21 protein-coding genes are annotated in these 23,590 nt (G+C 34.6%); 9 read left to right on the forward strand and 12 right to left on the reverse strand.

Features of this window, described 5'->3' with window-relative positions; genetic code table 11:
• Positions 1–160 precede the first annotated feature (160 nt).
• The gene (locus QMO11_RS20185; RefSeq protein ID WP_282039633.1) at positions 161–982 is read left to right on the forward strand and encodes a toxin-antitoxin system YwqK family antitoxin; all 822 of its coding nucleotides are present in this window, start codon (positions 161–163) and stop codon (positions 980–982) included.
• Between the two features lie 64 nt (positions 983–1,046).
• Here the strand turns inward: QMO11_RS20185 and QMO11_RS20190 are convergent, their stop codons facing one another.
• Positions 1,047–2,063: a substrate-binding domain-containing protein gene (locus QMO11_RS20190; protein WP_282039635.1), complete on the reverse strand. Its 1,017-nt coding sequence runs from the start codon at positions 2,061–2,063 to the stop codon at positions 1,047–1,049.
• 274 nt (positions 2,064–2,337) lie between these two features.
• Between QMO11_RS20190 and QMO11_RS20195 the strand changes: the two genes are divergently transcribed.
• Positions 2,338–4,257, forward strand: coding sequence for a methyl-accepting chemotaxis protein (locus tag QMO11_RS20195; protein ID WP_282039637.1), 1,920 nt, complete (start codon positions 2,338–2,340; stop codon positions 4,255–4,257).
• Positions 4,258–4,313: 56 nt separating this feature from the next.
• On the opposite strand, the gene QMO11_RS20200 is transcribed toward QMO11_RS20195, so the two are convergent.
• Positions 4,314–6,428, reverse strand: coding sequence for an HD family phosphohydrolase (locus tag QMO11_RS20200; protein ID WP_282039639.1), 2,115 nt, complete (start codon positions 6,426–6,428; stop codon positions 4,314–4,316).
• Between the two features lie 151 nt (positions 6,429–6,579).
• Here QMO11_RS20200 and QMO11_RS20205 point away from each other — a divergent pair, with 151 nt between their 5' ends.
• Both QMO11_RS20205 and QMO11_RS20210 read left to right on the forward strand, forming a co-directional pair.
• Positions 6,580–7,353, forward strand: coding sequence for a C40 family peptidase (locus QMO11_RS20205; protein WP_075602183.1), 774 nt, complete (start codon positions 6,580–6,582; stop codon positions 7,351–7,353).
• On the forward strand, positions 7,354–7,782 hold the full coding sequence (locus QMO11_RS20210) for an NUDIX domain-containing protein (RefSeq protein WP_282039642.1): 429 nt from the start codon (positions 7,354–7,356) through the stop codon (positions 7,780–7,782).
• Here the strand turns inward: QMO11_RS20210 and QMO11_RS20215 are convergent.
• The 5 genes from QMO11_RS20215 to dapB all read right to left on the reverse strand — a co-directional run bounded on the left by QMO11_RS20215 (position 7,769) and on the right by dapB (position 12,641).
• Entirely contained in the window at positions 7,769–8,404 is a 636-nt protein-coding gene (locus QMO11_RS20215) for a WbqC family protein (protein ID WP_282039644.1), read from the reverse strand. The genes QMO11_RS20210 and QMO11_RS20215 overlap by 14 nt on opposite strands.
• Before the next feature lie 36 nt (positions 8,405–8,440).
• A complete protein-coding gene (locus tag QMO11_RS20220) occupies positions 8,441–8,710 on the reverse strand; it encodes a LapA family protein (protein WP_282039645.1) in 270 nt (89 codons plus the stop codon).
• A 43-nt stretch (positions 8,711–8,753) separates the two neighbouring features.
• Positions 8,754–9,989: a signal peptidase I gene (gene lepB, locus QMO11_RS20225; protein WP_282039646.1), complete on the reverse strand. Its 1,236-nt coding sequence runs from the start codon at positions 9,987–9,989 to the stop codon at positions 8,754–8,756.
• 71 nt (positions 9,990–10,060) lie between these two features.
• Positions 10,061–11,914, reverse strand: a complete 1,854-nt coding sequence (locus QMO11_RS20230; RefSeq protein ID WP_282039647.1) for a S26 family signal peptidase — start codon at positions 11,912–11,914, stop codon at positions 10,061–10,063.
• A 10-nt stretch (positions 11,915–11,924) separates the two neighbouring features.
• A complete protein-coding gene (gene dapB / locus QMO11_RS20235; RefSeq protein WP_282039650.1) occupies positions 11,925–12,641 on the reverse strand; it encodes a 4-hydroxy-tetrahydrodipicolinate reductase in 717 nt (238 codons plus the stop codon).
• Positions 12,642–13,000: 359 nt separating this feature from the next.
• On the opposite strand from dapB, the gene nrfH reads away from it, so the two are divergent.
• Together nrfH and nrfA are read left to right on the forward strand one after the other, a co-directional pair.
• Positions 13,001–13,591 carry a cytochrome c nitrite reductase small subunit gene (gene nrfH / locus QMO11_RS20240; protein ID WP_282039652.1) on the forward strand — a complete coding sequence of 197 codons (591 nt, stop codon included), beginning with the start codon at positions 13,001–13,003 and terminating at the stop codon, positions 13,589–13,591.
• A gap of 28 nt (positions 13,592–13,619) precedes the next feature.
• Positions 13,620–15,134, forward strand: a complete 1,515-nt coding sequence (nrfA, locus tag QMO11_RS20245; protein WP_075602175.1) for an ammonia-forming cytochrome c nitrite reductase — start codon at positions 13,620–13,622, stop codon at positions 15,132–15,134.
• Between the two features lie 464 nt (positions 15,135–15,598).
• Here the strand turns inward: nrfA and leuS are convergent, their stop codons facing one another.
• Complete coding sequence (gene leuS, locus QMO11_RS20250; RefSeq protein ID WP_282039654.1) at positions 15,599–18,388, reverse strand: leucine--tRNA ligase; 2,790 nt, start codon at positions 18,386–18,388, stop codon at positions 15,599–15,601.
• A gap of 430 nt (positions 18,389–18,818) precedes the next feature.
• Positions 18,819–19,484, reverse strand: coding sequence for a hypothetical protein (locus QMO11_RS20255; protein WP_282039655.1), 666 nt, complete (start codon positions 19,482–19,484; stop codon positions 18,819–18,821).
• A gap of 244 nt (positions 19,485–19,728) precedes the next feature.
• On the opposite strand from QMO11_RS20255, the gene QMO11_RS20260 reads away from it, so the two are divergent.
• On the forward strand, positions 19,729–19,851 hold the full coding sequence (locus QMO11_RS20260; protein ID WP_282039656.1) for a hypothetical protein: 123 nt from the start codon (positions 19,729–19,731) through the stop codon (positions 19,849–19,851).
• Positions 19,852–20,875: 1,024 nt separating this feature from the next.
• Positions 20,876–21,085, forward strand: a complete 210-nt coding sequence (locus QMO11_RS20265) for a CCE_0567 family metalloprotein (RefSeq protein ID WP_282039657.1) — start codon at positions 20,876–20,878, stop codon at positions 21,083–21,085.
• 294 nt (positions 21,086–21,379) lie between these two features.
• Here QMO11_RS20265 and QMO11_RS20270 read toward each other — a convergent pair whose 3' ends face one another.
• The 3 genes from QMO11_RS20270 to QMO11_RS20280 form a co-directional block, all read right to left on the reverse strand.
• Positions 21,380–21,736 (reverse strand): permease, encoded by a 357-nt coding sequence (locus tag QMO11_RS20270; RefSeq protein ID WP_282039658.1) that lies wholly within the window; start codon positions 21,734–21,736, stop codon positions 21,380–21,382.
• A gap of 96 nt (positions 21,737–21,832) precedes the next feature.
• Complete coding sequence (locus tag QMO11_RS20275) at positions 21,833–22,417, reverse strand: permease (protein ID WP_282039659.1); 585 nt, start codon at positions 22,415–22,417, stop codon at positions 21,833–21,835.
• Positions 22,418–22,554: 137 nt separating this feature from the next.
• On the reverse strand, positions 22,555–22,902 hold the full coding sequence (locus QMO11_RS20280) for an ArsR/SmtB family transcription factor (RefSeq protein ID WP_282039660.1): 348 nt from the start codon (positions 22,900–22,902) through the stop codon (positions 22,555–22,557).
• Positions 22,903–23,162: 260 nt separating this feature from the next.
• Here QMO11_RS20280 and QMO11_RS20285 point away from each other — a divergent pair, with 260 nt between their 5' ends.
• Positions 23,163–23,483 carry a hypothetical protein gene (locus QMO11_RS20285; RefSeq protein WP_282039661.1) on the forward strand — a complete coding sequence of 107 codons (321 nt, stop codon included), beginning with the start codon at positions 23,163–23,165 and terminating at the stop codon, positions 23,481–23,483.
• The last annotated feature ends 107 nt before the right edge of the window (positions 23,484–23,590 follow it).

Here is a 23,590-nt window from a genome sequence, read left to right on the forward strand (position 1 = left end):
GTAATATTTTTAGCTCAGAATAGAAACATTATCCTATTTCTAAGGTAAAACAAATGTACTCAGTTTTTTTTATCAGATATAGTTTATTGCTTTAAATTACATTTTATTATTTTTAGACTATGTGATAACACAAATCACCATAACTCCATATCTTAGTCATATGAACCATTTTCTATTTATAGTATTTATATACATCCTGTCCTCATTCTCATTAAAAGCAAACCTTAAGGAGAATCTTCATTTTATAAATGATACTATTAATCAACTAAACTCTGAAGGTAAAAAAGAAGGTTTCTGGTTTATTAACGATAAGACAAACCAATTAAAACAAAAGGGTTCTTATTCTAATGGTAGAAAAAATGGAATATGGACAAGCTATTATTCGAATGGAAATAAAAAGGATGAAATTACCTATATAAATGGTAGAGCAATAGGTAAAGCCAATTTTTATTATGAAGATGGAACCTTATCTGAAACTGGAAATTGGCATATCAACCATTGGGAAGGCAATTACAAGTACTATCATAAAAATGGAAATATTGCTTACGATTGGAACTACGATAAAAAAGGTAAACGAAGCGGTAAACAGAAATATTATCATGAAAATGGTAAAACAAAATATTCTGGAACTTGGAATGATGGCAAAACAATTGGCTCGATGAAATCATATAACGAACAAGGTAACTTGATATCAACCAAAGAATATGTAGATGGGAAGGTTAATGAAATAGTAGAGGTTAAACAAGTCTCACCTTCTGTTACTATTAACAATAGTAATCAAAAGCATAATAATGACAACAAAAAATTTAACGGAAGTGGTTTCCATGTCATCTATAAATTAAATGGAGATATAGAAGAAAAGGGAACCTATAAAATTGGTGAGCTAATAGATGGAGAGCGCTATATCTATAATTCTGATTCTCAATTAGTCAAAATAATTATGATAAAAGATAGCAAAGAGGTTGGGTTTAGAAGACCTTAAAATCAAGCACAAAAAAAAGCACTATTTTCATAGCGCTTTCTTCTATATTTTTTAGCCAATGTAATTAATTATAAACTTGATCCACTGTATAAAATTTGGAGTCAACTAAAACTTCTTGCAAGTTATCCTTATTCACACCAATAGAGTTAACTCGATGCGTAGGCACATCAATTAGTCCATTAAACTCACTACTGTTTATATACTTTTTTAGGTTCTTATTATTTATCATATCAATTGCAATTTCAGCACCTTTATGGGCTATCTCTTTTAGCGGATGATAAACCGTAACGGTTTGATTACCCGCTAGGATAGCTTTACAGGCTCTTATTTCAGCATCTTGACCACTTATAGCCACTTTCCCTTGCAAATCATGTTCTTTTAATACGCTAATAACAGCTTCTGCCATACCATCTGACCCTGCAAGAACTGCATCGATATCGGTGCCATATAACGAAATGATCTTTTCAAATTCATACTTCGCAATTGATGGCATCCATTGCTCAATATAAGTCTTGTATACAATATTTACCTTTTCTTGATCAATGTAAGGTTGTAAATATTTCTCTGCTGACTTTTGTAAATCTAATCCATTTTTATCGAATTTATCGCCCCCTAGGATTACGAAGTTACCTCCACCACTTTTCTCCACAAGAGCATCCACCATTATTTTCCCAATTTGATCACCATTGCTGCCCATAAAGAAATCTACTTCACAATTTTCGATTAATCTATTATAAGCCATTACCGGGATGTTATTTTCATGAGCCTCGCGTACTATTGCGGCTGCAGTATTAATATTTACCGCAATAATTACTAATAAATCAACATCCTGCGCTATCAATTCTCTAGCCTGTTCAATCTGTAATGCTTCATCATTCTGAGCCCCTTTAATGATAACATCGTAACCTTGAGGCTTACAATAATCCTTGAATGCTTTACTCTCAATAGTAAACCTGATAATATCTTTAGTAGGGTGCAAAAAACCAATAGTGTTTTGTTTTGTTTTACTACATCCAACTAACAAAATGACAAACATAATACTAAGTAACCCTTTGAAGGCTCTTTTCAAATTTGTATTCATAGAAATAAAGTTTTTAAGTCCCCATATATTTATTAACGTTATAGATAAAATCCACAACAATTATCCTTACTCTCATTATACATAATCCGTATTTAGGATACAGAATTAGTGTGTGATTAAAACTGATAACTAAAGATTATGTATTCCTTACAAATCTAATAAAATTCATTACTTTTACACGTCACACATACTTATATTTAAACTAAGTGAATAAGTAATAAGTATTCGTTACTAAACATTTAGACATTACTAACTTATTTAAAATCTATATTTTATGACTTGGAGAGATCTTAAAATAAAGAAGAAAATAGGCATTGGGTTTGGCCTAGTGGTTTTACTTTCAACCATAACATGCCTCGTTTTACTAATCAACCTACTTAAGGTTGATAGAGAAATTACTTCTTTATCTGATACCTATATACCATCGGTTAATGAGTCTTCCAGAATGGATCATTTTTGGGAAAGTTCTAATGGTTATCAATTAGCTCAAGATTACTCTGGAAATACATATTATAGAGAAATGGCATCTTGGGATATTAAGAGTTTTCAACAAGCGCTAAATAATCTCATTACACTTTCTGATTCGACACAAATAAAAGGAAATAAAAAAGGCATAGACCTTCATGCTGTTGGTGATCTATTCGAGAATTTTGATAACATCAGAAATGACTATCTAAATAAAGAAGAGCAAAGTACAACAGCTCAAGTTCATTTAAAAGAAGCATTTGAAGATTTAAACCAATTAGCTGAGTCAAATACAGGATCATACAATACTCAGAGAACAATTGCACAACTAAATAAAGCATATGCAAACCTCGTACAATCTGTAAGCCATAAGAATGGAGTTGAAATAAAAAAAATAGCCAATACATTAGAAGAGCTGCAAACTAAACTTCCGCAATCCCCTATTAAAACAGATGCTAATAGTTTTATTGACCAAACTACTTCTTTCGTAAAACTTTATAACAACGCACGTTTAGCCGAATTAAAAAGATTTGAAGCTGGAAAAGAGTTAATGTGGGAAGTTAAAAAGGCATCTGATATCGGTTTAGATTATCTGTTAGAAATGGGGACCAATAGCGCAAATGTGGTAACCCAAGAAAAAAACATTCTTATAATAGCTCTATTTGTAATTATGATTTTTGGAATTATTTTGACCTTTATTTTGGCAAACTCAATTAGTAAACCAATTATGGAGGGAATTACCCTAGCAGAGAAAGTTGCTGCGGGAGACCTCAATATAACATTTGCTTCTAACCGTAAAGATGAAGTAGGACGTTTATCTGCTGCTTTAGATTCAATGGTTGCGAATATTAAAACCGTAATTGATGAAATTAGAGTTGGAGCCGATAAGATGGTTAAAGCTAGTGAAAAGCTTACGCGTGAATCACTTGAATTAAGTGAAGGCGCTACAGAGCAGGCTTCATCAGCTGAGGAGGTTTCTTCGTCAATGGAGGAAATGCATGCTAATATTCAACAAAATACAGATAACGCAAAACAAACCGAGAAAATTGCAAAAGATGCTGCTGTTGGTATTCAAATTAGTAACGAAAGCTCTGTAAAGGCAAATGAATACCTAACTAACATTACTGATAAAATTTCTATAATTGGTGATATAGCGTTTCAAACAAATATATTAGCACTTAATGCTGCTGTTGAAGCAGCTAGAGCTGGACAAGAAGGAAGAGGATTTGCTGTGGTTGCTGCGGAGGTACGTAAACTTGCGGAAAGAAGTCAAGGTGCTGCAAACGAAATAAATGAAGTATCACAAAAAACAATAACTTCATCTTCTGAGGCAAGAGAGAAACTAGTACATATTACACCTGAAATTGAGAAAACAGCAAATTTAGTTCAGGAAATTACATCCGCATCTCTAGAGCAGGTTACAGGAATTGAACAAATCAATAATGCGATTCAACAGCTCAATCAAATCACTCAACGCAATGCCGCAAATAGTGAAGAAATTAGCACTGCTGCAAAAGAGCTAGAAGCTCTCTCGGGCATGCTGAAAGGATCAATCTCTGTTTTTAAGCTCGGCGATGAACCTGAAACTGTTAAAGAAACAGATACATCACGAACATCAACTACAAAACAAGACACTCCAGTTTATCAACCTAAAAAAAAGAACTTAACTAAAGTTGAGCCAATTATAGATTTAGGGATAAATGAGAGTGAAGGTTATGAAAGTTTTTAACTAATATATTATTGCATAAAAAAGGATTGGAGCTATTCGAATCCTTTTTTTTATGCCTATTTCTTAATATCAGGATAGGAAACCCTAGCGTGATAAATATTTTTCAACTTCTCCTTAAAAACAGCTTTTACCTTATTTACTTCTCTAAAGGTAATTGGCGCATTCTGAAATTGTCCTTCTTGCATTTGAACACTCACAATCTTTTCCACTAAATTCTCAATAGCCTCATCAGTATATTCCTTTAAGCTTCGTGATGCTGCTTCTATTGAGTCGGCCATCATTAAAATAGCGGTCTCTTTAGTAAAAGGCGTAGGACCTGGATAAGTAAAGTTCTTTTCATTAGGCTCAACATCTGGGTTCTCGTTTATAAAAGAATTATAGAAATAACGAGTCTTCGTTGTACCTTGGTGAGTAGTTATAAAATCTATTATTTGAGTTGGTAAATTATGCTTCTGAGCAATTTTTACTCCTCCCTCAATATGATCAATTACTATCTTAGCACTATCTTCATAATCCATATTTTGATGGGGGTTGATACCCGTAGTCTGGTTTTCAGTAAAGTAATATGGATTTACACTTTTCCCAATATCATGATACATTGCTCCTGCTCTAATTAATAAAGGATTTGCACCAATTTTATAGGCCGCTTCTTGTGCCAAATTACCAACTTGTATACTGTGCTGAAATGTCCCAGGTGCATTCTCTGCCAATTGACGTAATAAAGGATGGTTGGTATCAGACAACTCTACCAAAGTAACATCCGAAAGGAAATCAAATATCTTTTCAAAAACATAGATTAACGGGTGCACCATTAATATCAATAAGGCATTTATAGCAAAATATATATACGTTTCATAATTTAAACTTTCGATATTACCCTCTTGAATTAATGTTAATCCAGTATAGAAAATACTATAAGTGGCAAATATAGCCAAGGCCGAGCGCACAATTTGAGATCTACGGGCCATTTTATACAGCGTAAATATAGAAGCAATCCCCGCAGGAATTTGTAAGAATATGAATTCAAAACTCTTGTCGCTGAAAAACGAAGCCAGTAAAATAGCTACTACATAGAAGAAGAATGCCAATCTAGAATCCATAAATGTTCTTACTATTAAAGGCAGAATAGTAAATGGTATAACCCAAATTGGAATATCCTCAATTTTGAACGATAAGTATGCTAAAGCTATTACCGTAACAATCATCAACAATAAAAAAGTAACATGTTTAAGGTTTCTGAATACATCCTTTCGATAGAACAATAAGAACAAAAACAAACTCATAGTAAGAACGAATGTAACCAATATCTGACCTGCATATATTATATTGTATTCCGACATTGTTCCAATTCTACTTTCGTATTCTTTTTTATAGGATATAAGCTTCTTCAGAGCAACATTGTCAACCAATTCTCCTTTATCAATTACCTTCTGACCAGATAAAACAATACCCTCTGTTAAAGCCATATTCTTTAGCTGATCCTCTTTCTCTTCATTTGTTCTTTCAATATTTATTTGAATATTGGCAACTATGTATTCATCAATCTTAAGGTCTGATACGAAGCCGTCCATGTTATCATACTCAAACCCTTTGTAAGAAAGTAGTCTATCAATTTCTTCAACGGCTCGTTTATAGGCATCTCGAGAAGAATAAAACTCTCTGGCAGAATAGAGTTCTGCTAAGTTTTTTTCTATCAATTTAAATTCTAAATCAGAAGCCTGATTAATATATTCATCAGGAATTTGGACAATTCCTTTAGTGTAAATAGGCTTTAACACAGTAGAAATTGTTGCATTAATAGAATCCATTATAAAAGAATCGTACGTTAAAAATGGATATCTATTTTCAAGTAGTTTTCTGTTGGCAATAATACTCTTTGTAATATTTTCAACTACGGTTGGATATACCAGACTATCCTTTGAAAAATAAGGCCTAAAATGACTCAAAATACTATCGCTTTCTGCCTTTAACTCAAGATCCGTTTTATATATTCTAAAATCAAACGGAGCAATCAAAGTTTCATATCTCCAAGGTTCACTCTTTTTAAATTCAAAACGGAATTTTCCTTCCCTCGGCAATAAGTTTGATATTATAATAATGGCTGCAATAAATAATAATACTCGATTAATCGACTTAGAATATTTTTTTAGCTTAGGCAACACTTGTTTCATTTTACTTATTTTTTTGAATGATACCCTTAAATAAGGACGGTTTAAAATTAGTAAAACAACGGCATTACATTGACTTAATTTGTTTTTTTTGGGTAAAACAGGCGACTTTTATCATAAAATGGTATCTTCGCAGCTGAAATTTTAGTGTTTTATGAAGGGATCTATATGTGTATTTAGTTACATTCCAGTGCGAAGCGAAGCTTCTGAACGTTCAGAATTGGTAACGCAAATCTTATTTGGAGAAACTTATCAGGTAACAGAAAAAACGGATAAGTGGGCTAAGATAAAAATGGACTTTGATGGTTACGAGGGATGGATTGACTCAAACTTAGTTTTTGAAGTTGCTCAAACTCAATATGAATTATGGAAAGATGCGGATGCTTGGATGGTTCCTGTTCCTTACATTAAAATTGTTCAAGATGGATCCAGCGCTCCTATTACCATTCCTGCTGGAAGTAGAATTGTATTTAACGGACATGATCGCAATAGTTTTGCCATAGGTAAAAATGATTATTTCATATCAGGTCAGCTTCCGGCTGCTAAAGAAATAGGAATTAGAGAAGTTGCAACATCTTTACTACACACTCCATATTTATGGGGTGGCCGTTCTTTTTTTGGTATTGATTGTTCAGGCTTATCTCAAATAGTTTATAAAATTAATGGCCTAAAATTACCTCGCGATGCTTCGCAACAAGTAAACTTTGGAGAAACAGTTGAATTTGTTGAAGAAGCCACTGTGGGCGATCTTGCTTTTTTTGATAATGAAGAAGGGAAAGTAATACATGTAGGTATCTGCATTGGTGGAGGTCAGATCATTCATGCAAATGGCGAAGTTAGAATTGATCAGCTTGACCATCAAGGGATTTTTAAACGCGATAAAAACACCTACTCACATAAGCTAAGAGTGATCAAACGAATTTTATAAATGGCCTTTACCTACGATTTTCCTAGAGCATCACTTACTGTAGATTCCATAATCCTATGTACTAAAAATGAGCCTAGCGTATTACTAATTAAACGCAAAAATGAACCTTACAAAGATTCTTGGGCATTCCCTGGTGGTTTTTTAGACATGGATGAAACACTTGTTACTGCAGCCCACAGGGAGTTGAAAGAGGAAACTGGGATAATTTGTGAAGAACTAACCCAGTTTGGTATATACGACTCTATTGATAGAGATCCTCGTGGGAGGACCATATCTGTGGTTTACTACACGTTTGTAGAAGAAGAATTAAAAGCCATTGCACAGGATGATGCAATAGATGTACAATGGTTTAAAATTAATAAGCTACCTGAATTGGCTTTTGATCATGATAAAATCATTTCTGATATAAAGAAATCTATTTTAAAATAGAATCTTCAAGCAAATCAATAGCTTCAGGACCTTTGTTAAATATTAGGTCAATCACACTTAAATTTGGGATAAATTCATAACGATCAGAGAAAACCTGTCGGTATTTTATAGGCTTAAAGTTTAAATCTAGTTGACTATAATCTTTTTTAGGATGAATACTCTCTCTATAATCCAAAATATCATCAGCCAATACTCTATCAAATTTCTCAGTAAATTTTAAGTCTTTATTGATATCTAAAGCATCTAATATTACCTGCATTAGCTCATTATTAAAATCTAATAAGAACTTGTATTGTTTCTCATAAAAAACTGCAAAATCATCCATATAGTATTCAAAAAATGGAGATGATTTATAGGCCGATAATATTGACCTCCAATGCAAATCTTGCCATCGCTCATAATAGGCAATTTCAACATCTTTGGATGCCACCTTTGGCCTTCGCCCCTTTATAACCGGAACAATTAATGAAATAGGACCATTAGCTCCTAAAATATCACATCGGTTTCTGTAGGTTTGTTTCGCATAGTTGCAATGCGCTTCAATAATTGGTTCATCGGTATTAACCCAATGTGACATAAACTGAACTGGAGGTAGGTAACTTGAGGTAAATATGCTTTGCATAAATATTTAAACTAAATAATTGTAATCTAAGAACGGTTATTTACCATCTGCAGAATCTACATTTTCATCTTCTGCGATGGATATATCCTTAACACTTTCGTTCTTATTCTTTTTATTTCTTCGGGCCAACGAAGAGTATATTGCTCCGATTAAAACGCCACTTATAAACGTAATAATTAGCAATACGGCTAATGATATTTCTGATGTTACAGTAAAGAAATGAAACTCAACGGTTGATGCATTTTGAACAGAAAACATAACGATCAGCACTGCAAGAACTATTAATACCCAGAATGACTTCTTCATATAATTAAGTTTTGATGTAATAACTTGTTAAATTTAAGCTAAGTTACTCAAGATTTTTAAAAAAGCGATGCAATCTAAAGTATCCTGAACTTCTATTAGTATGATCGACTGAAGCAATTGTAAAATTTGTTATGCCTATTATATGATTCTCTGGTAAAAAACCCCAATATCTGCTATCAAAAGAATGTGAACGATTATCACCTTGAACCCAATAGTAATTCATTTTAAAAGTATAGCTTTTCTGAATTTCACCATTGATGTATATAACCCCGTTTACTATTTCTACTTTATTTTGCTCATAGGTTTCTATAACCCGTCGATAAATAGCTATTGTACTATTATTAACTTCAATACTACTTCCCTTTTGGGGGATATAAATAGGGCCTAAAAAATCTTTATTCCAAAGAAGATGCTTATCAAATGGGTAAATAAAGGGCTCGGGATAATTTTTAGAATTTATATCTGGTTTTAGCCAGGTAATAGAATCCTTATAGAGCTCGTAATCTTTTTGAAATATTTCCCATTTGAATCCTTCTGAAGAATATAAGGTATTGTAAGGTTTTATCAGTTTATTATTAATGGCTTCCTTATTGTCAATAATTTGATACCTACCGATTGAAGAATCTGGGTATTCTACCATAGTGTTATTGGCATAAAATAAACCTTCAATAATACTAACAGAATCGCCTGGCATTCCTAATACCCGACTTACAATAAGTGGTCGTTCTTCTATTGAATAATATCGCTTTGTATCAAAACTATTACTATTATTCTCTGATAGATTCAAGCGATATAAACGCTTTAAATAATGATAACTTTCGTTTGGTTTATCAATTAACAGCGTATCCCCTTCAGGGAAATTAAACACAATAATATCTTTTCTTGAAATGTTATCTAACCCTATGGTGCGTTTGTATTCACTAATATTATTTGGGCTAAGTCTTTTACCTGGAACTAGTTTATTGATCAACAAAACATCGCCTGACTTTATTGTCCCTTGCATCGAAGAGGTTTGAAAACTATAACTCTGAATAAAATTATCTGTAACGAAGAAAATAATCCAAACTCCAATTAGTAGAGAAAGACCCCACTCCGCCCATTTAACTCGCTTATCTAATTTCGTTTTCAGAAAGTTGTGAATCCGATTATAATATGGACTATTATTTACGGTATCTCCAATAAATAATATAAGCACAAAGGGTTGCAAGCTCCTTGTCCAGACTCCAACCCAGAATAATAAAATACTCGTAATTAGTTTAAGTATATTCTTATTGCTCATACTCTTAAATACTAAAACAGGGATTAATCAAAAATGAATATCCCTGTTTTCTACAATATATTATTTAATTGCTATTCGTTAGCAACCCATTTAAAAAATCTATCAAACCTAATTTTCCCTCCAAAGATTGATTTGTCTTTGTTTAATGAAAGCCAAACTAACAATGGTTTTCCTACAACATGATCTTCAGGTACAAATCCCCAATAACGCGAATCGGCTGATTGGTGGCGATTATCACCTAACATGAAATAATAATCCATTTTAAAAGTATAGCTTGTTGCAAGCTCGCCATTAATGTAAATATCGTTATTTTTCACTTTCAAGGTATTGCCCTCGTAGGCAGTAATAATTCTATCATAAAGAACTAAGTTCTTCATATTAATATCAACTGTAGCGCCTTTCTCAGGTATGTATAAAGGACCAAAGTTATCTCTGCTCCAAACATAATCAGTACTATATGGCCAAGTTTGCGGCATAGATGTAGAATCAGACACTTCCTCATCCATCATAATTTGTTTAATGAAAGGGAACGACTTCATTTGTGCCGCCTTCTCTTCAGTTAATGGAAGTCTATAAGTTGGACCAAAGCCCATTCCACTTGCATCCTCGGCTGAGATTTCCATTTTATCCAAGAACTTATCATTAAACTTGGTGCCATCAGTTCTAATGTTATACCAATGTTGTAAGCCCTTCGGATTAACCACTGCCTCGCCATTAATATAGATTTGATTATGCTTTACCTCGAATGTTTCACCCGCAATGGCAACACAGCGCTTTACGTAATTATCGCGTCTATCTACAGGGCGATATACTACCTCGCCAAAAGTACCCTCGTTTTGATTAACGTAGGCTTTTCCTAATGCTCGTAATTGCTCGTTATATTTCCACTGATTATCAGGTGAAATACCTTTTAAATAAGCCGGATTATCTCTAGCAATACTCAAACCAAGGTTACGAGTAGTAATGTAGAAATCAGGATTTGTTACTAGCGTAGGTACAGTATCTCCCGTAGGAAAATTAAATACCACAATATCATCCCTCTTAACTTTACCAAAACCTGCTAATCTTCGATAATCCCATTTAGGCCATTCTAAATACGATTTGGTATTAATTACAGGTACAGTATTTTGCAAAAGCGGAAACGACAATGGCGTTTGTGGTATACGCGGGCCATAACTTACTTTACTAACAAATAAGTGGTCTCCAACTAAAAGAGTCTTCTCCAACGAAGATGTTGGAATCTTATAGTTTTGAAACAGAAATAAGTTAATAAAGTAAACAGCAACTAAAGCGAAAACCAAGGCATCAACCCACTCAACCCAAGCTTTTGGTTTACTTCCATCTTTAGGATTCTTCCAATAATCCCAGGGTACCTTCTTTGATATGTAGATGTCGAAAACTACAATATTGCCAAATAATAACCAATAATTACCTACCCATATTACCCATAACGTATAAATCAAACCTGCAAAAATACCTTTTCTTACATTTGCTTGCTTATGATAACTAGTGAGTTCTTCCGATTCATTTATATCAAGTTGTAATAATACCGTACCACTTAACTTTTCAAAAAGAAATTTTCTTTTACTAGAAAAGGACAGAACTTCAATCCAATAATTTGTTAAAATAAAAAAGGTTCTTTTATAACCATCAAATATTGAAATTCTATTATTGTAGTCATTATACTTTCGAACTCTAAGATTCAACATTTTTTGTCCAATTGTTCCACCAAATGCAAATCCTAAAGGGAGATAGATAATAAAGAAAGAAGCAATCAATATTACTTTAAACAAAGATGGTACCTCACCAGAAATACTAATACCCCATCCAAGTCCAATAAATATAAACATGTCGATCACATTCGACATTTGTCTCTTCCTAAAAGAGGCAGGAGTTAAATTTTCTCCTCTAAATAGATTAGTCATAAATGGTTATTTAAAATTTTAAAAGATCGCTCATTCCTAGGTAACCTTTGTTTTTAGCAGCATATTCTGCAGCTAATACAGCACCTAAGGCAAAACCTTTTCTTGATTTGGCGCTATGATGAATAATGATTTCATCAACATCTGAATCATATTTCACTGTATGTATTCCAGGTACTTCATCTCTACGATAGGCCTCAATATGTAACTGACCACCTTTAGCATCTGTTCCTTCAACCCATTCATTTTTTGAATCAAGGTTCTCAATAATACCTTCGGCAATGGTGATGGCTGTTCCACTTGGAGAATCTAATTTATGGATATGATGCGTTTCATCCATAGTTACATCATAACCATCTACACCATTCATTAATTGTGCTAGTTTTTTATTAATCTCAAAAAATACGTTTACTCCAACACTAAAATTTGAGGCATAAAAAAAGGTTTGTCCTTTATTTTCACAATAATCTTTTATCTCTTCAATTTTATCTAACCATCCTGTTGTTCCTGAAACCACAGGCATATTACGTTCAAAACAATTGATAAAATTTCCATATGCAGCATCAGGAATAGTAAATTCTATGGCAACGTCAGCTTTTTTAAAACCTTCTCCATCAAAAGTATCCTGACTATTCATGTCAATCTTACTAGAAATTGTATGACCTCTTTCAAGAGCAATCTTTTCAATTTCCTTACCCATTTTACCATATCCAATAAGTGCGATATTCATTGTAATATATTTTGAATTATTTGTTAATTACGAACTATTGTTTCCAAAAAAACAAATATAACAAACTCAATTTATTCATCGTTCTAATGCGCATAAAAACATAAATATTAACTTTTATTCTGATTTTCTATTTATTAGATGATTCACTCCTATAAATAATTTAGAATTATTCTTACTTGTATTTATTGTATCTTAATAACCAAGATACTACAAACGCAGATTAATATTACAGCTTGCTTATTAGTTAGTTATAAGATTATCTAATTTGTGATTTAGTAGTAATTGATTTAATTTAGGCAATTAGTTACCTAAACTATTATTGTTTTTAAATAAATAATACTTATCCTAATTAAGGAATTATGAATAAACGACTTATTGACTTCATTAAACCTCCCGAAAATTGGATCTTTCCAGTAATTCTTGTTATCGGTATTTTTGTTGGGCTTTTTATATACGTATTTTATGTTTCAAGAGCTCACTCCTACTTATCTGATGACCCTAAAACATGCGTAAATTGTCATATTATGGCTCCTCAATATGCTACTTGGACACATAGTTCGCACAGGGAGGTTGCTGCTTGTAATGATTGCCACGTGCCTCATAATAATGTTTTTAACAAGTATTATTTTAAAGCGAAGGATGGATTACGACATGCTACTATATTTACAATGCGCGCTGAACCTCAGGTGATATTCATTAAGGATGAAGGTAAACATGTGGTTCAGAATAATTGCGTTAGATGTCACGAAGGCTTAATTAAAGACGACAAGTTATTATCAAAAATGCCAAATGTACACTCCAATATTGATGATAGACTTTGTTGGGAGTGCCATAGAGAAACACCGCATGGTAGAGTGAATAGTCTTTCTAGTACACCCAATGCGAGAGTTCCCGTACCTGAAAGTCCCCTACCTCAATGGATAAAAGATTTAAAAAAGAATAACAAATAGCACAACTTAATAAAATAAACTCAAGCATATGAAATCTATTAGTGAACAAATGAAAGAGAAACCCTGGCTAGGCTGGGTACTGTTTTTTGCAACTGTTGTGGTTGTGTTTTTATTAGGATTATTAGCCTCATCAGTAACAGAAAGAAGAGCTGAAGCTGTTTTTGCCTATACTCCGCAAGTAAAATACTCAAGCACTGAACCAAGAAACGAAATTTGGGGACAGAATTTCCCGCATCAATATCAATCGTATATAAAAACTAAAGATACTTTGTATGCAAGTAAATACAATGGCTCTGCGATGATAGACATGCTTGATGTGGACCCAAGGCTTGTTGTTCTTTGGGCTGGATATGGTTTTTCTAAAGATTACAACCAAGGAAGAGGACATATGCATGCCGTTGAAGATATACAGAATACATTACGTACTGGCGCTCCTATGGAAGGAAAGAAAAGTCCGATGCCAAATACATGTTGGACATGTAAAAGCCCCGATGTTCCGCGCTTGATGGAAGAAATGGGACCTGAAGAGTTTTATAAAGGAACTTGGGAACAAAAAGGTGCTGAGGTTATGAATAATATTGGTTGTGCTGATTGTCATGATTCTAAAACCATGAATTTAAAAATTACAAGACCTGCACTTGTTGAAGCATTTGAATCAATGGGTAAAGATATTAATGAGGCTTCGCACCAAGAGATGCGTTCATTGGTTTGTGCACAATGCCACGTTGAGTATTATTTTGATAAAAAGAAGAAACCAGGATCGCCGTATTTAACTTTCCCATGGCAAAATGGAATGACAGTTGAAGGTGCCGAGAAGTATTATGATGACATTGAATTCTCAGATTGGACACATAGTATGAGTAAAGCGCCAATGTTAAAAGCACAACATCCAGGTTACGAAGTTCACATGACTGGTATACATGCCGAACGTGGTGTTTCTTGTGCCGATTGTCATATGCCATATAAAAGCGAAGGTGGTATCAAGTATACTGATCACCATATTCAAAGTCCACTTAATAATGTTGCCAACTCGTGTCAGGTATGTCACCGTCAGGAAACAGATCAATTAATTGCAGATGTATATCAGCGACAAGATAGAATTATTGAAAATCGCGACAAGCTAGAGGAATTAATTGTACGCGCCCACGTTGAAGCTAAATTAGCTTGGGACCTTGGTGCTACAGATAAACAAATGAAAGATATACTAATGGATATTCGTCACTCGCAATGGCGTTGGGATTATGCAGCAGCAAGCCATGGTGGTTCTTTCCATTCTCCTGTTGAAATTAGTAGAGTAATTGGCACTGGAATTACAATTGCTCAAGAAGGAAGAATAAAACTAAGCCGCTTATTATCTGAATTAGGACATAATGAGGCAGTTCCTTATCCTGATATCAGCACTAAAGCAAAAGCTCAAAAGTATATTGGTTTAGATGTTGATCAACTTCAATCAGAGAAAGACGAATTCTTAAAAACCGTAATTCCTCAATGGGAAGAAGAAGCTAATGCTAGAGAAGCTAAATATGATGTTTCGATGAATTAAATTAGGTTAGATTAATATACCTCCTTAGAGCTTGCAGTTATACTGTGAGCTCTTTTCATTTTATGCTGCCATGTAATATTCCGAAATACATTAAAATTAATTTGCCATTACAACACTGCGTAGCCATTTTGAACATGCCAAATACACCAAACAAACTTGCGCGGCCCAACTTGAACGTTACAAATACACCAAACAAACCTGCGGGACCAATATCGAACGTGCCTAATGCACTTAACAAGCCTTGTAAATACCAAAACGAACGTTCGATATATACCTTACAAGTCTGCGAGATGCAAAGTGAACGTGCCAAATACAACAAACAAGTGTTCCGAACCCCAAACCGAACGTTCAAAAGGGCAAAACAATATTGCTGAGGACTTCCTTGAAGATATGAAACACTAAAACAAACAAGGACTACAGCTTGCACCATAGTCCTTGTATATATTTATATGCTAGTAGGTACCTTACCCCACCACTACATTAATAATCTTTTTAGGAACGATAATCATTTTGCGTATCGATTTTCCTTCTAACCACTTTTGAGCTGACTCGTGGGTTTTAACCGCTTCTTCAATTTGCTCTTTGCTAGCATCAACAGGCATTTCTAATTTAAAACGCATTTTTCCGTTAAACGAAACAGGGTAGCTAAAATTAGCTTCCACCAAGTGCGATGGTTCAAATACTGGCCAAGCAGCATCGCAAACGCTAGTTAAATGACCTAATGTACTCCAAAGCTCTTCGCTAATATGCGGGGCAAATGGTGCCAATAAAGTAGTTAAACCTTCTAGTATTTCGCGCTTATTACATTTTTGCTCAGTAAGCTCGTTTACACAAATCATAAAGGCACTCACACAAGTATTAAACGAGAAGTGACCTATATCGTCAGAAATCTTCTTAATGGTTTTGTGTAAAGTCTTCAACTCATCTTTAGTAACCTTCTCGTCAGAGATATTTACATTTCCTTCGGCATCAAAGAATAAACGCCAAGCTTTACGTAAAAATTTATGCACACCATCAATACCGTTTGTATTCCAAGGCTTGCTTTGCTCCAATGGTCCTAAGAACATCTCGTATAAACGAAGCGTATCGGCACCGTAATCTTCAACAATATCATCAGGGTTAACCACGTTAAACATCGATTTAGACATTTTTTCAACCGCCCAACCACAAATATATTTGTCGTCCTCTTCTAAAACGAATTCAGCATCTTTATACTCAGGATTCCAATTACGGAACTTCTCAGTATCCAACACATCATTATGTACAATATTAACATCCACATGAAGTGCTGTTGTTTCGTACTCATCTTTTAAGTTAAGCGACACAAATTTGTTGGTTCCGTTAATACGATACACAAAGTTTGAACGACCTTGAATCATACCTTGGTTAATCAACTTTTTGTATGGCTCATCCTTAATTACATTTCCGGTATCGAATAAAAACTTATTCCAGAAACGCGAATAAATTAAGTGACCTGTAGCGTGCTCGGTACCACCAATGTATAAATCTACATCTTGCCAATACTCGTTGGCTTCTTTACCCACTAATGCCGTATCGTTTTTAGGGTCCATGTAACGTAAGTAATACGCTGACGAACCTGCAAAACCAGGCATTGTGTTTAACTCCAATGGATAAGCATCTTTGTACACCCAATTTTTAGCACGTCCTAAAGGAGGCTCACCATCTTCGGTAGGTAAAAACTTATCCACCTCAGGCAATTGCATTGGTAAATCGGCAGCATCAACCATTTGTGGCATTCCATCCTTGTAATAAACCGGAAATGGCTCGCCCCAATAACGCTGACGGCTGAATATGGCATCGCGCAAGCGGTAGTTGATTTTTACATCGCCAACACCTTGCTCTTTAATATATGTTTTTGTTTTGGCTATGGCCTCAGGAACTGATAATCCGTTTAGGAAATCAGAATTAACCATTGTACCTGCTTTTGAATCTTTCGAATCGTCCCAAGTAGCCGTATCTGTTGCTTCTTCGCCTTCAGGAATAACCACCTGAACAATTGGTAAATTAAACTGACGTGCAAATTTAAAATCGCGTGTATCGTGACCTGGAACCGCCATTACAGCACCTGTTCCGTAACCAGCCAATACATAATCGCCCACCCAAATAGGAATCTCTTCCCCATTTAATGGGTTAATGGCATACGAACCCGAAAATACACCAGTTACTTTATCCACCTCGGCCTGACGCTCACGCTCTGTTCGCTTGGCAGTAGCTTTAATGTAAGCATCAACCGCATCCTTTTGCTCAGGCGTAGTTAATTGCGAAGTTAAGTCGCTTTCCGGAGCCAATACCATAAAGGTAACTCCAAAAACCGTATCGGCACGTGTGGTAAAAATATCCATTACAACATCCGAATCCTTCACCTTAAACTTCATCTCGGCACCTTCACTTTTGCCAATCCAGTTGCGCTGCATTTCCTTTAACGAGTCGGTCCAATCCACATCGTTTAAGCCTTGCAATAGGCGCTCCGAATAAGCAGAAACACGCAATAACCACTGGCGCATTAATTTTTGCTCCACCGGGTGACCACCACGCTCCGATAAACCATCTTTCACCTCATCGTTGGCTAACACAGTACCCAAAGCCGGACACCAGTTTACCATTGTATCGGCCAAATATGCCAAGCGATAGTTTAACAATACCTCTTGTTGTTCCTTGTCCGATTTTACTTTCCACTCATCTGCAGTAAAGCTCAATGCTTCGGTTTCCGATGCATCAATATTTTGTGTTCCGTTGGCTTCAAACTCTTTAATTAAAGAATCAATGCTTTCGGCCTTTTGCGTTTTATTGTTGTAATAGTGGTTAAACATTTCGGTAAATGCCCACTGTGTCCACTTATAATAATCGGGCTCACAAGTTCTAATCTCACGATCCCAATCGTAACAGAAACCAATTTTATCTAACTGCTCGCGGTATCTGTTTAAGTTTTTTTCGGTAGTAATGGCTGGGTGCTGCCCCGTTTGAATGGCAAATTGCTCTGCTGGCAAACCATAGGCATCGTAACCCATTGGGTGCAATACATTAAAACCATTTAGGCGTTTAAAACGGCTGTATATGTCAGAAGCAATATAACCCAGTGGGTGACCAACATGCAGTCCGGCACCCGACGGATATGGGAACATATCGAGCACATAATATTTCGGACGGTTGTTGTCAATCTCAACTTTGTAGGTTTTATTATCTACCCACTGCTTCTGCCATTTTTTTTCAATGGCTTTAAAATTGTAATCCATATTTATTGTATATCAAAGAATTCTGTAGATAAAACACCGCTTAAACCTGCGGTATTCTGCGCTGCGAAATTATAAAAAATCTTTTACAATTGCTTGTAGTAGCCTTAGGTAAAAAACATGATTTTATTGGGCAGCTTAACAGGCTATTCACTATAGCAAAAGCTATGGCTTGTTCTTTTTTTATAGTCGGCGTGGGGGCTTCCTGCAGTCGCCGCCACCCTCCTTAAAAAAATAAACACCCAAAGCTTTTACTGCCGTTGCTATCCTTACTGCAGATTGGGCTTTTCTCTATTCTGTCTACTATCACGAATGGTTTTTCTGTGGAGGAGTTAAGATGTATATTCTCTCATTACTGCATAATTGAAAAGTTTTGCAGATTACGCTATGTTAAATAGGCACCAATGAGGTGTACAAGCTAGATCTGATGTTATCAATGTTTTTGTAATACTTTTTCATAATCGCGATAATATAGCTTTGTAAGAAAAACCCTAATTGTTTCTATGAAGTTCTTTATAGCTGCATCATTTTCAAAATAGATTGAGTAATAATTGTCACTTTCAACCACTTTTAAATGTTTAATTTCTTTTATAGAATTAATACGACCTTTACTTTCTGTCTTGTTTAAAATTGAATTTGAACTATGAACAAAGAGGTTTCTTAAATGATTGTATTTTGTTATTTCATTCCATTCATCATTTATTTCTGTAAAATCAATTTGTACAACTTTTTCTAGATACTTCTTAAGTCGAAAAATTCCTTTACCGGAAATATCATCAATCTTAAGATCTTTTTCTTTATTTGAAACTTCACATAGGTTTAGCATTGACTGTTCAAGAAATGAATAAAGCGATATTATAATTGAACTATAGTACAATTGATAAGTGCGTTCAATAACATATGATTCTCCTGAATCAAAAATAACATTACTCAATTCTCCCAATTCATAGTATTTATCAAGATATGACTTAAGTCTATTTTGAACACTTAAATTAGTTATTCTCAGATATTCTTCAAATGAATCTAATTCAAAAACAAATTGACCAAAGTGTAAATCTTCGGATGAGAATTCTTTTCTAGCGACGCCAAATGCTACCATTTTATTAATAATATTTTTGTACTATGAATAATGCTTCTGCACAGAGTTATAAACGAATATAATATATTTCCTTTTATCGTTAATTTTTTAGTTGTTAATATATAGTGTATTAGTAAGTAGCTAACAATTTAAAAGCTAAATTTTTCAGATTTCGCTGTGCAAAATCCGAACGAGCTGGGTAAATTCGATTCATATTTAATACAAATTCGGGTATTGTGCTGTATATGTTAGTAATCACTTCGGTATGTCTTCGGGTACTATAAACGATGCTTATCCGAATCCTATCCGAACAGCACCCGAAGAATATCCGAACGTTTCCCGAAGTAGCCGCGAAGAAAACCATATAAAAATGACTTTTATGAGCTAAAGACCATTGATCTGATATTGGGATCAGTACCATAGCTTATTCATAGGTTTTTATTTCGTAGATAAAATATTTGAATGACCGAATTGTAGGTTATAGTGGCGAAAATTTAATTATTTCATTAAATCATAATGTCTAACGCAATATAAAGGAAAATGTATTGTATTTAGAAGGCCATAAAGAATTACTTTTTAGTAGATCTCGAATTGTTAGGTATCTTACACAATACCATTTAAAAGAAAAAATTATAAGCTGGCTCAACGATAAACGACTATTTATTTTTATTAAAGGGAAAAACAATTTCCGTCTCAATACCTAAACCTAGGCTAATTCTATTATTTGTTCCGTACTGCAAGCCATATGCAGCTAGCGTATTTATAAAGTGAGAGGATATATTTAATCGCGGACGTATTGAGAGGTTTAATATTGTTTTCTCAGGTTCCTTTAAATATGGTATTGTTTCAGAATTATTGCAATTTATTTTAAAATCCGGTCTTCTTTATAGAATAGGGTCATTGTGTTGTTAAGGTTGCTTGTCTTAGCGCTCTGCCTATTGATACTTACCTTTAGGGAAATTTAATTTTATAGTTGAAAGCAAACTCTTTAATAGATAGCCCACTAAGTTTCTTTTCAAATAAATTTTTATGGGGTTATTATTTCTATCCCACCTTTAATGAAGCAAACGATAGAATTATTTCTTAAAAACTGATGGGAATAGATAGTGCGGTTTATTGTTTTAAAATATTACTAAAATGCAATATCTCTTTCTATACATTACAAAAACGTAGTGGGTAAGGAACTAAAAACTCTGTTTAGTAATGAGTTATGATTTCGGCATTAAGTTTGGCTAAGTGGTGTTGATAAACTTAAAATAACAAAGAAAAGACTTATACTGATGCCATTATAATAATGAGCGGAGTGTTGTATGGATATCTCACGCCGAAAATGGTGAAGTGTATAATATGTATTACAAAATAATAAGTTTGATAACTACTACGAGTAATGAAGAAATATAAACATTGTTGTTATGAGTAACGAAGAGATAAAAGAATTAGAAAAAAGGGTGAATAAATTAAAGTTTATTGCTTCTCAAAAAGGAGGAGACCTTCATGACTTAGTTGAAGATAGATTGCTGACAGACTTTGAAGACCTTAAGTCGTTTGCAGAGGTAACTTATACTGCATGTAAGGCATGGAGCGATTTAAACAAGGAGCTTATTGCTGCCAAGAAAGGTTAGTTATAGTTTTGGCTCGCAAGCATGGTGGAACTAGATAAAGCATGTTTTGTGATGATAAGCAATTGATTTTTAATCAAGTTAATTGGTTGTATTATTACAATTGTATCTGTCTGCGGACTGGATAGTAGTGGCAGCCCTTTTTTACAGGGGCTTTGTGCAGCTTAGCTGGCGGATGCGACCTTAGGAGCACACGCACAGCTTAGCTAAACAAGGGCGTGTAATAAAGGCTATAACGGATAGCCAGATTACTCCGCCCCTTAATTTACAATTGCTTGGTTTGGGTTGTATGATTACTTAGAATAGTACGTAAAAAATATATCCACCAATAATAGCCATGGCAACTATGGAGGCAACAAATGCAGCTACAGCTTTAGGTTTTAGCATGGATGATACGATGGCTATTTCGGGTAGGCTAGCTCCTGTTCCGCCAATTAATAAGGCCATAGCTGCGCCCATGCTCATGCCTTTTCCGATAAGAACCTTAAGTAGGGGAATGGCCATTTCGATGCGTAAATATAAAGGCACGCCAATTACAGATGCCAATAGAATGGCTAGTGGATTGTCGTTGCCTAGGTACTTCTCTACAAATGCATCGGGCACAAATGAGGCAGATATGGCACTAATTACGGCACCTATTAATACGTAAGGCATAATGCGTTTAAATAGAGAGCACGCAAAATCTAAGGCTTCTCTAACTTCTGGGTTTTTGATTCCCAGTTTATCTAACCAGGAGTTTGTGGCATTGTCTTAACAACTTGAAGTTTGCTCGCCACAGCTTGTTGTGGTAGATTTCGTTTCTTCAGGGCAACAAGAGTTCACAGATTCAACAGGGTTTGCATCGGAACAGCATGATGCTGGTTCTGACTCGCCACATTTAGCCTCACTTTGCTTTTTACCAATGGTTCGTACCTGGTGTTTTAACGAGGAATTTCCGATTATGGTACCAAATACTACTGAGCCGATGAATACGATTAAAAAGTAAGTGGCTGCAACTTTTAATCCGAATACGGCAAAAATAAATCCTACTACCACAAAGTTGGTTAAGGGTGCCGATAGTAGAAACGAGAATACCATTGAGAACGGTGCGCCCATTTCTAACATTCCCATTGATACGGGTACCATTGATGCGCTACAAAATGGGGTTGGTACTCCCAATAATGCGCCCATTAATCCGCTAAATTTACCGGTTTTACTTAGACGCTTTTGCAGTTTATCTTGCGGAATGTAGGCTCTGATAAATCCGGTAAGAACCGATACTAATGCAATAATAAATAATAATGCTACACCAACGTGTATGAACTCATCGAGGGCTAGTTGTAATGCTTCTCTCATGTTTTAGTTGTTAATTAAATTTGTATATGTTTATTTTTAGTTATATGCACGTAAGTGCATATGATAAGGTGTGGTTAATCTTGATTAGGCATTGTATTTAGGTGAGATAATATTTAAAACTTGTAATTATAGACAGCTTATGCTTCGCGGGAAAGTAAGCGTTGTTTGCAACGTTTTATTTCCGAGGCCATTTCTTCTTTCGATATAGTGCTTATTGCTTTTTGAAGGAAATGCATAAATTCATCTTCGGTGTTCTTAATACAGTAATATACCCACTTGCCCTCTTTGCTTTCTTCTAATATTCCTGCCTTTTTTAATAAGCCCAAGTGCCGAGATACATTATACTGTGGTACTTTAAGAACTTCAATTATTTCGGAAACACATATTTTAGAATCGATATTGATGAGTAACCAAATAATTTTTAATCGTGTTATTTCAGACAGTGCTTTAAATATTGTAATGCTGCTTTCTATACTAGGTTTCATATTATTTATTTTAAATCAGTATAAACTGGATTGTCATATGCGCAATTGCGCATATGACAGACAAAAGTAACTTTTAAAAGTTGATGTGCAATAAATGGGAGCATTAAAATTTAAGAACAATGAGGGATGTTATTTGATTATAGCTGATAAAGTACCTCATAGAAGCCCCTCTTTAAGTTAACTTTTTTGATTTTTTAACGGAACAAAATGATAAGGTGAACTACAAAAGTTTACATTTGCGACCTACTAGAGTATACCTCATGAAAAACTTCTATTACATTTTTGTTGTTGCAACGGCTTTTCTGTTATTAGGGAAAGTGTGCGGTGTGGCATCGTATTTAAATACGGATGTAGAAGAGGGATATGTGGGTACACTAACGTTTATTGATTCGGAAACGAGTGTAGAGAACGACAAAGGCTTTGTGCTAACGGGGCTAGTTTACAATGCGCTTCTATCGGATTTATCGGCATGCCTTACGCATACCAATCAGGGTATGCAATATCATTTTAAACATATTGAGGTATACACCTTCTGCGGGTATATTCTTTTTGAGGCCGATAGTTCGCCTCCTACTGTCTAACAACATGGGCAAGTTTTGACTTGCTGCGAATTCTTCAGATTTTTATAATTAAATAATGCAATGCACTGTTGTACGGTGGGTTGTTATATACTTCATTTTTCCTAAAT

Origin of the sequence: Saccharicrinis aurantiacus (assembly GCF_947489045.1) — a bacterium.
In the GTDB taxonomy this organism is placed as follows: Bacteria; Bacteroidota; Bacteroidia; order Bacteroidales; family Marinilabiliaceae; genus Saccharicrinis; species Saccharicrinis aurantiacus.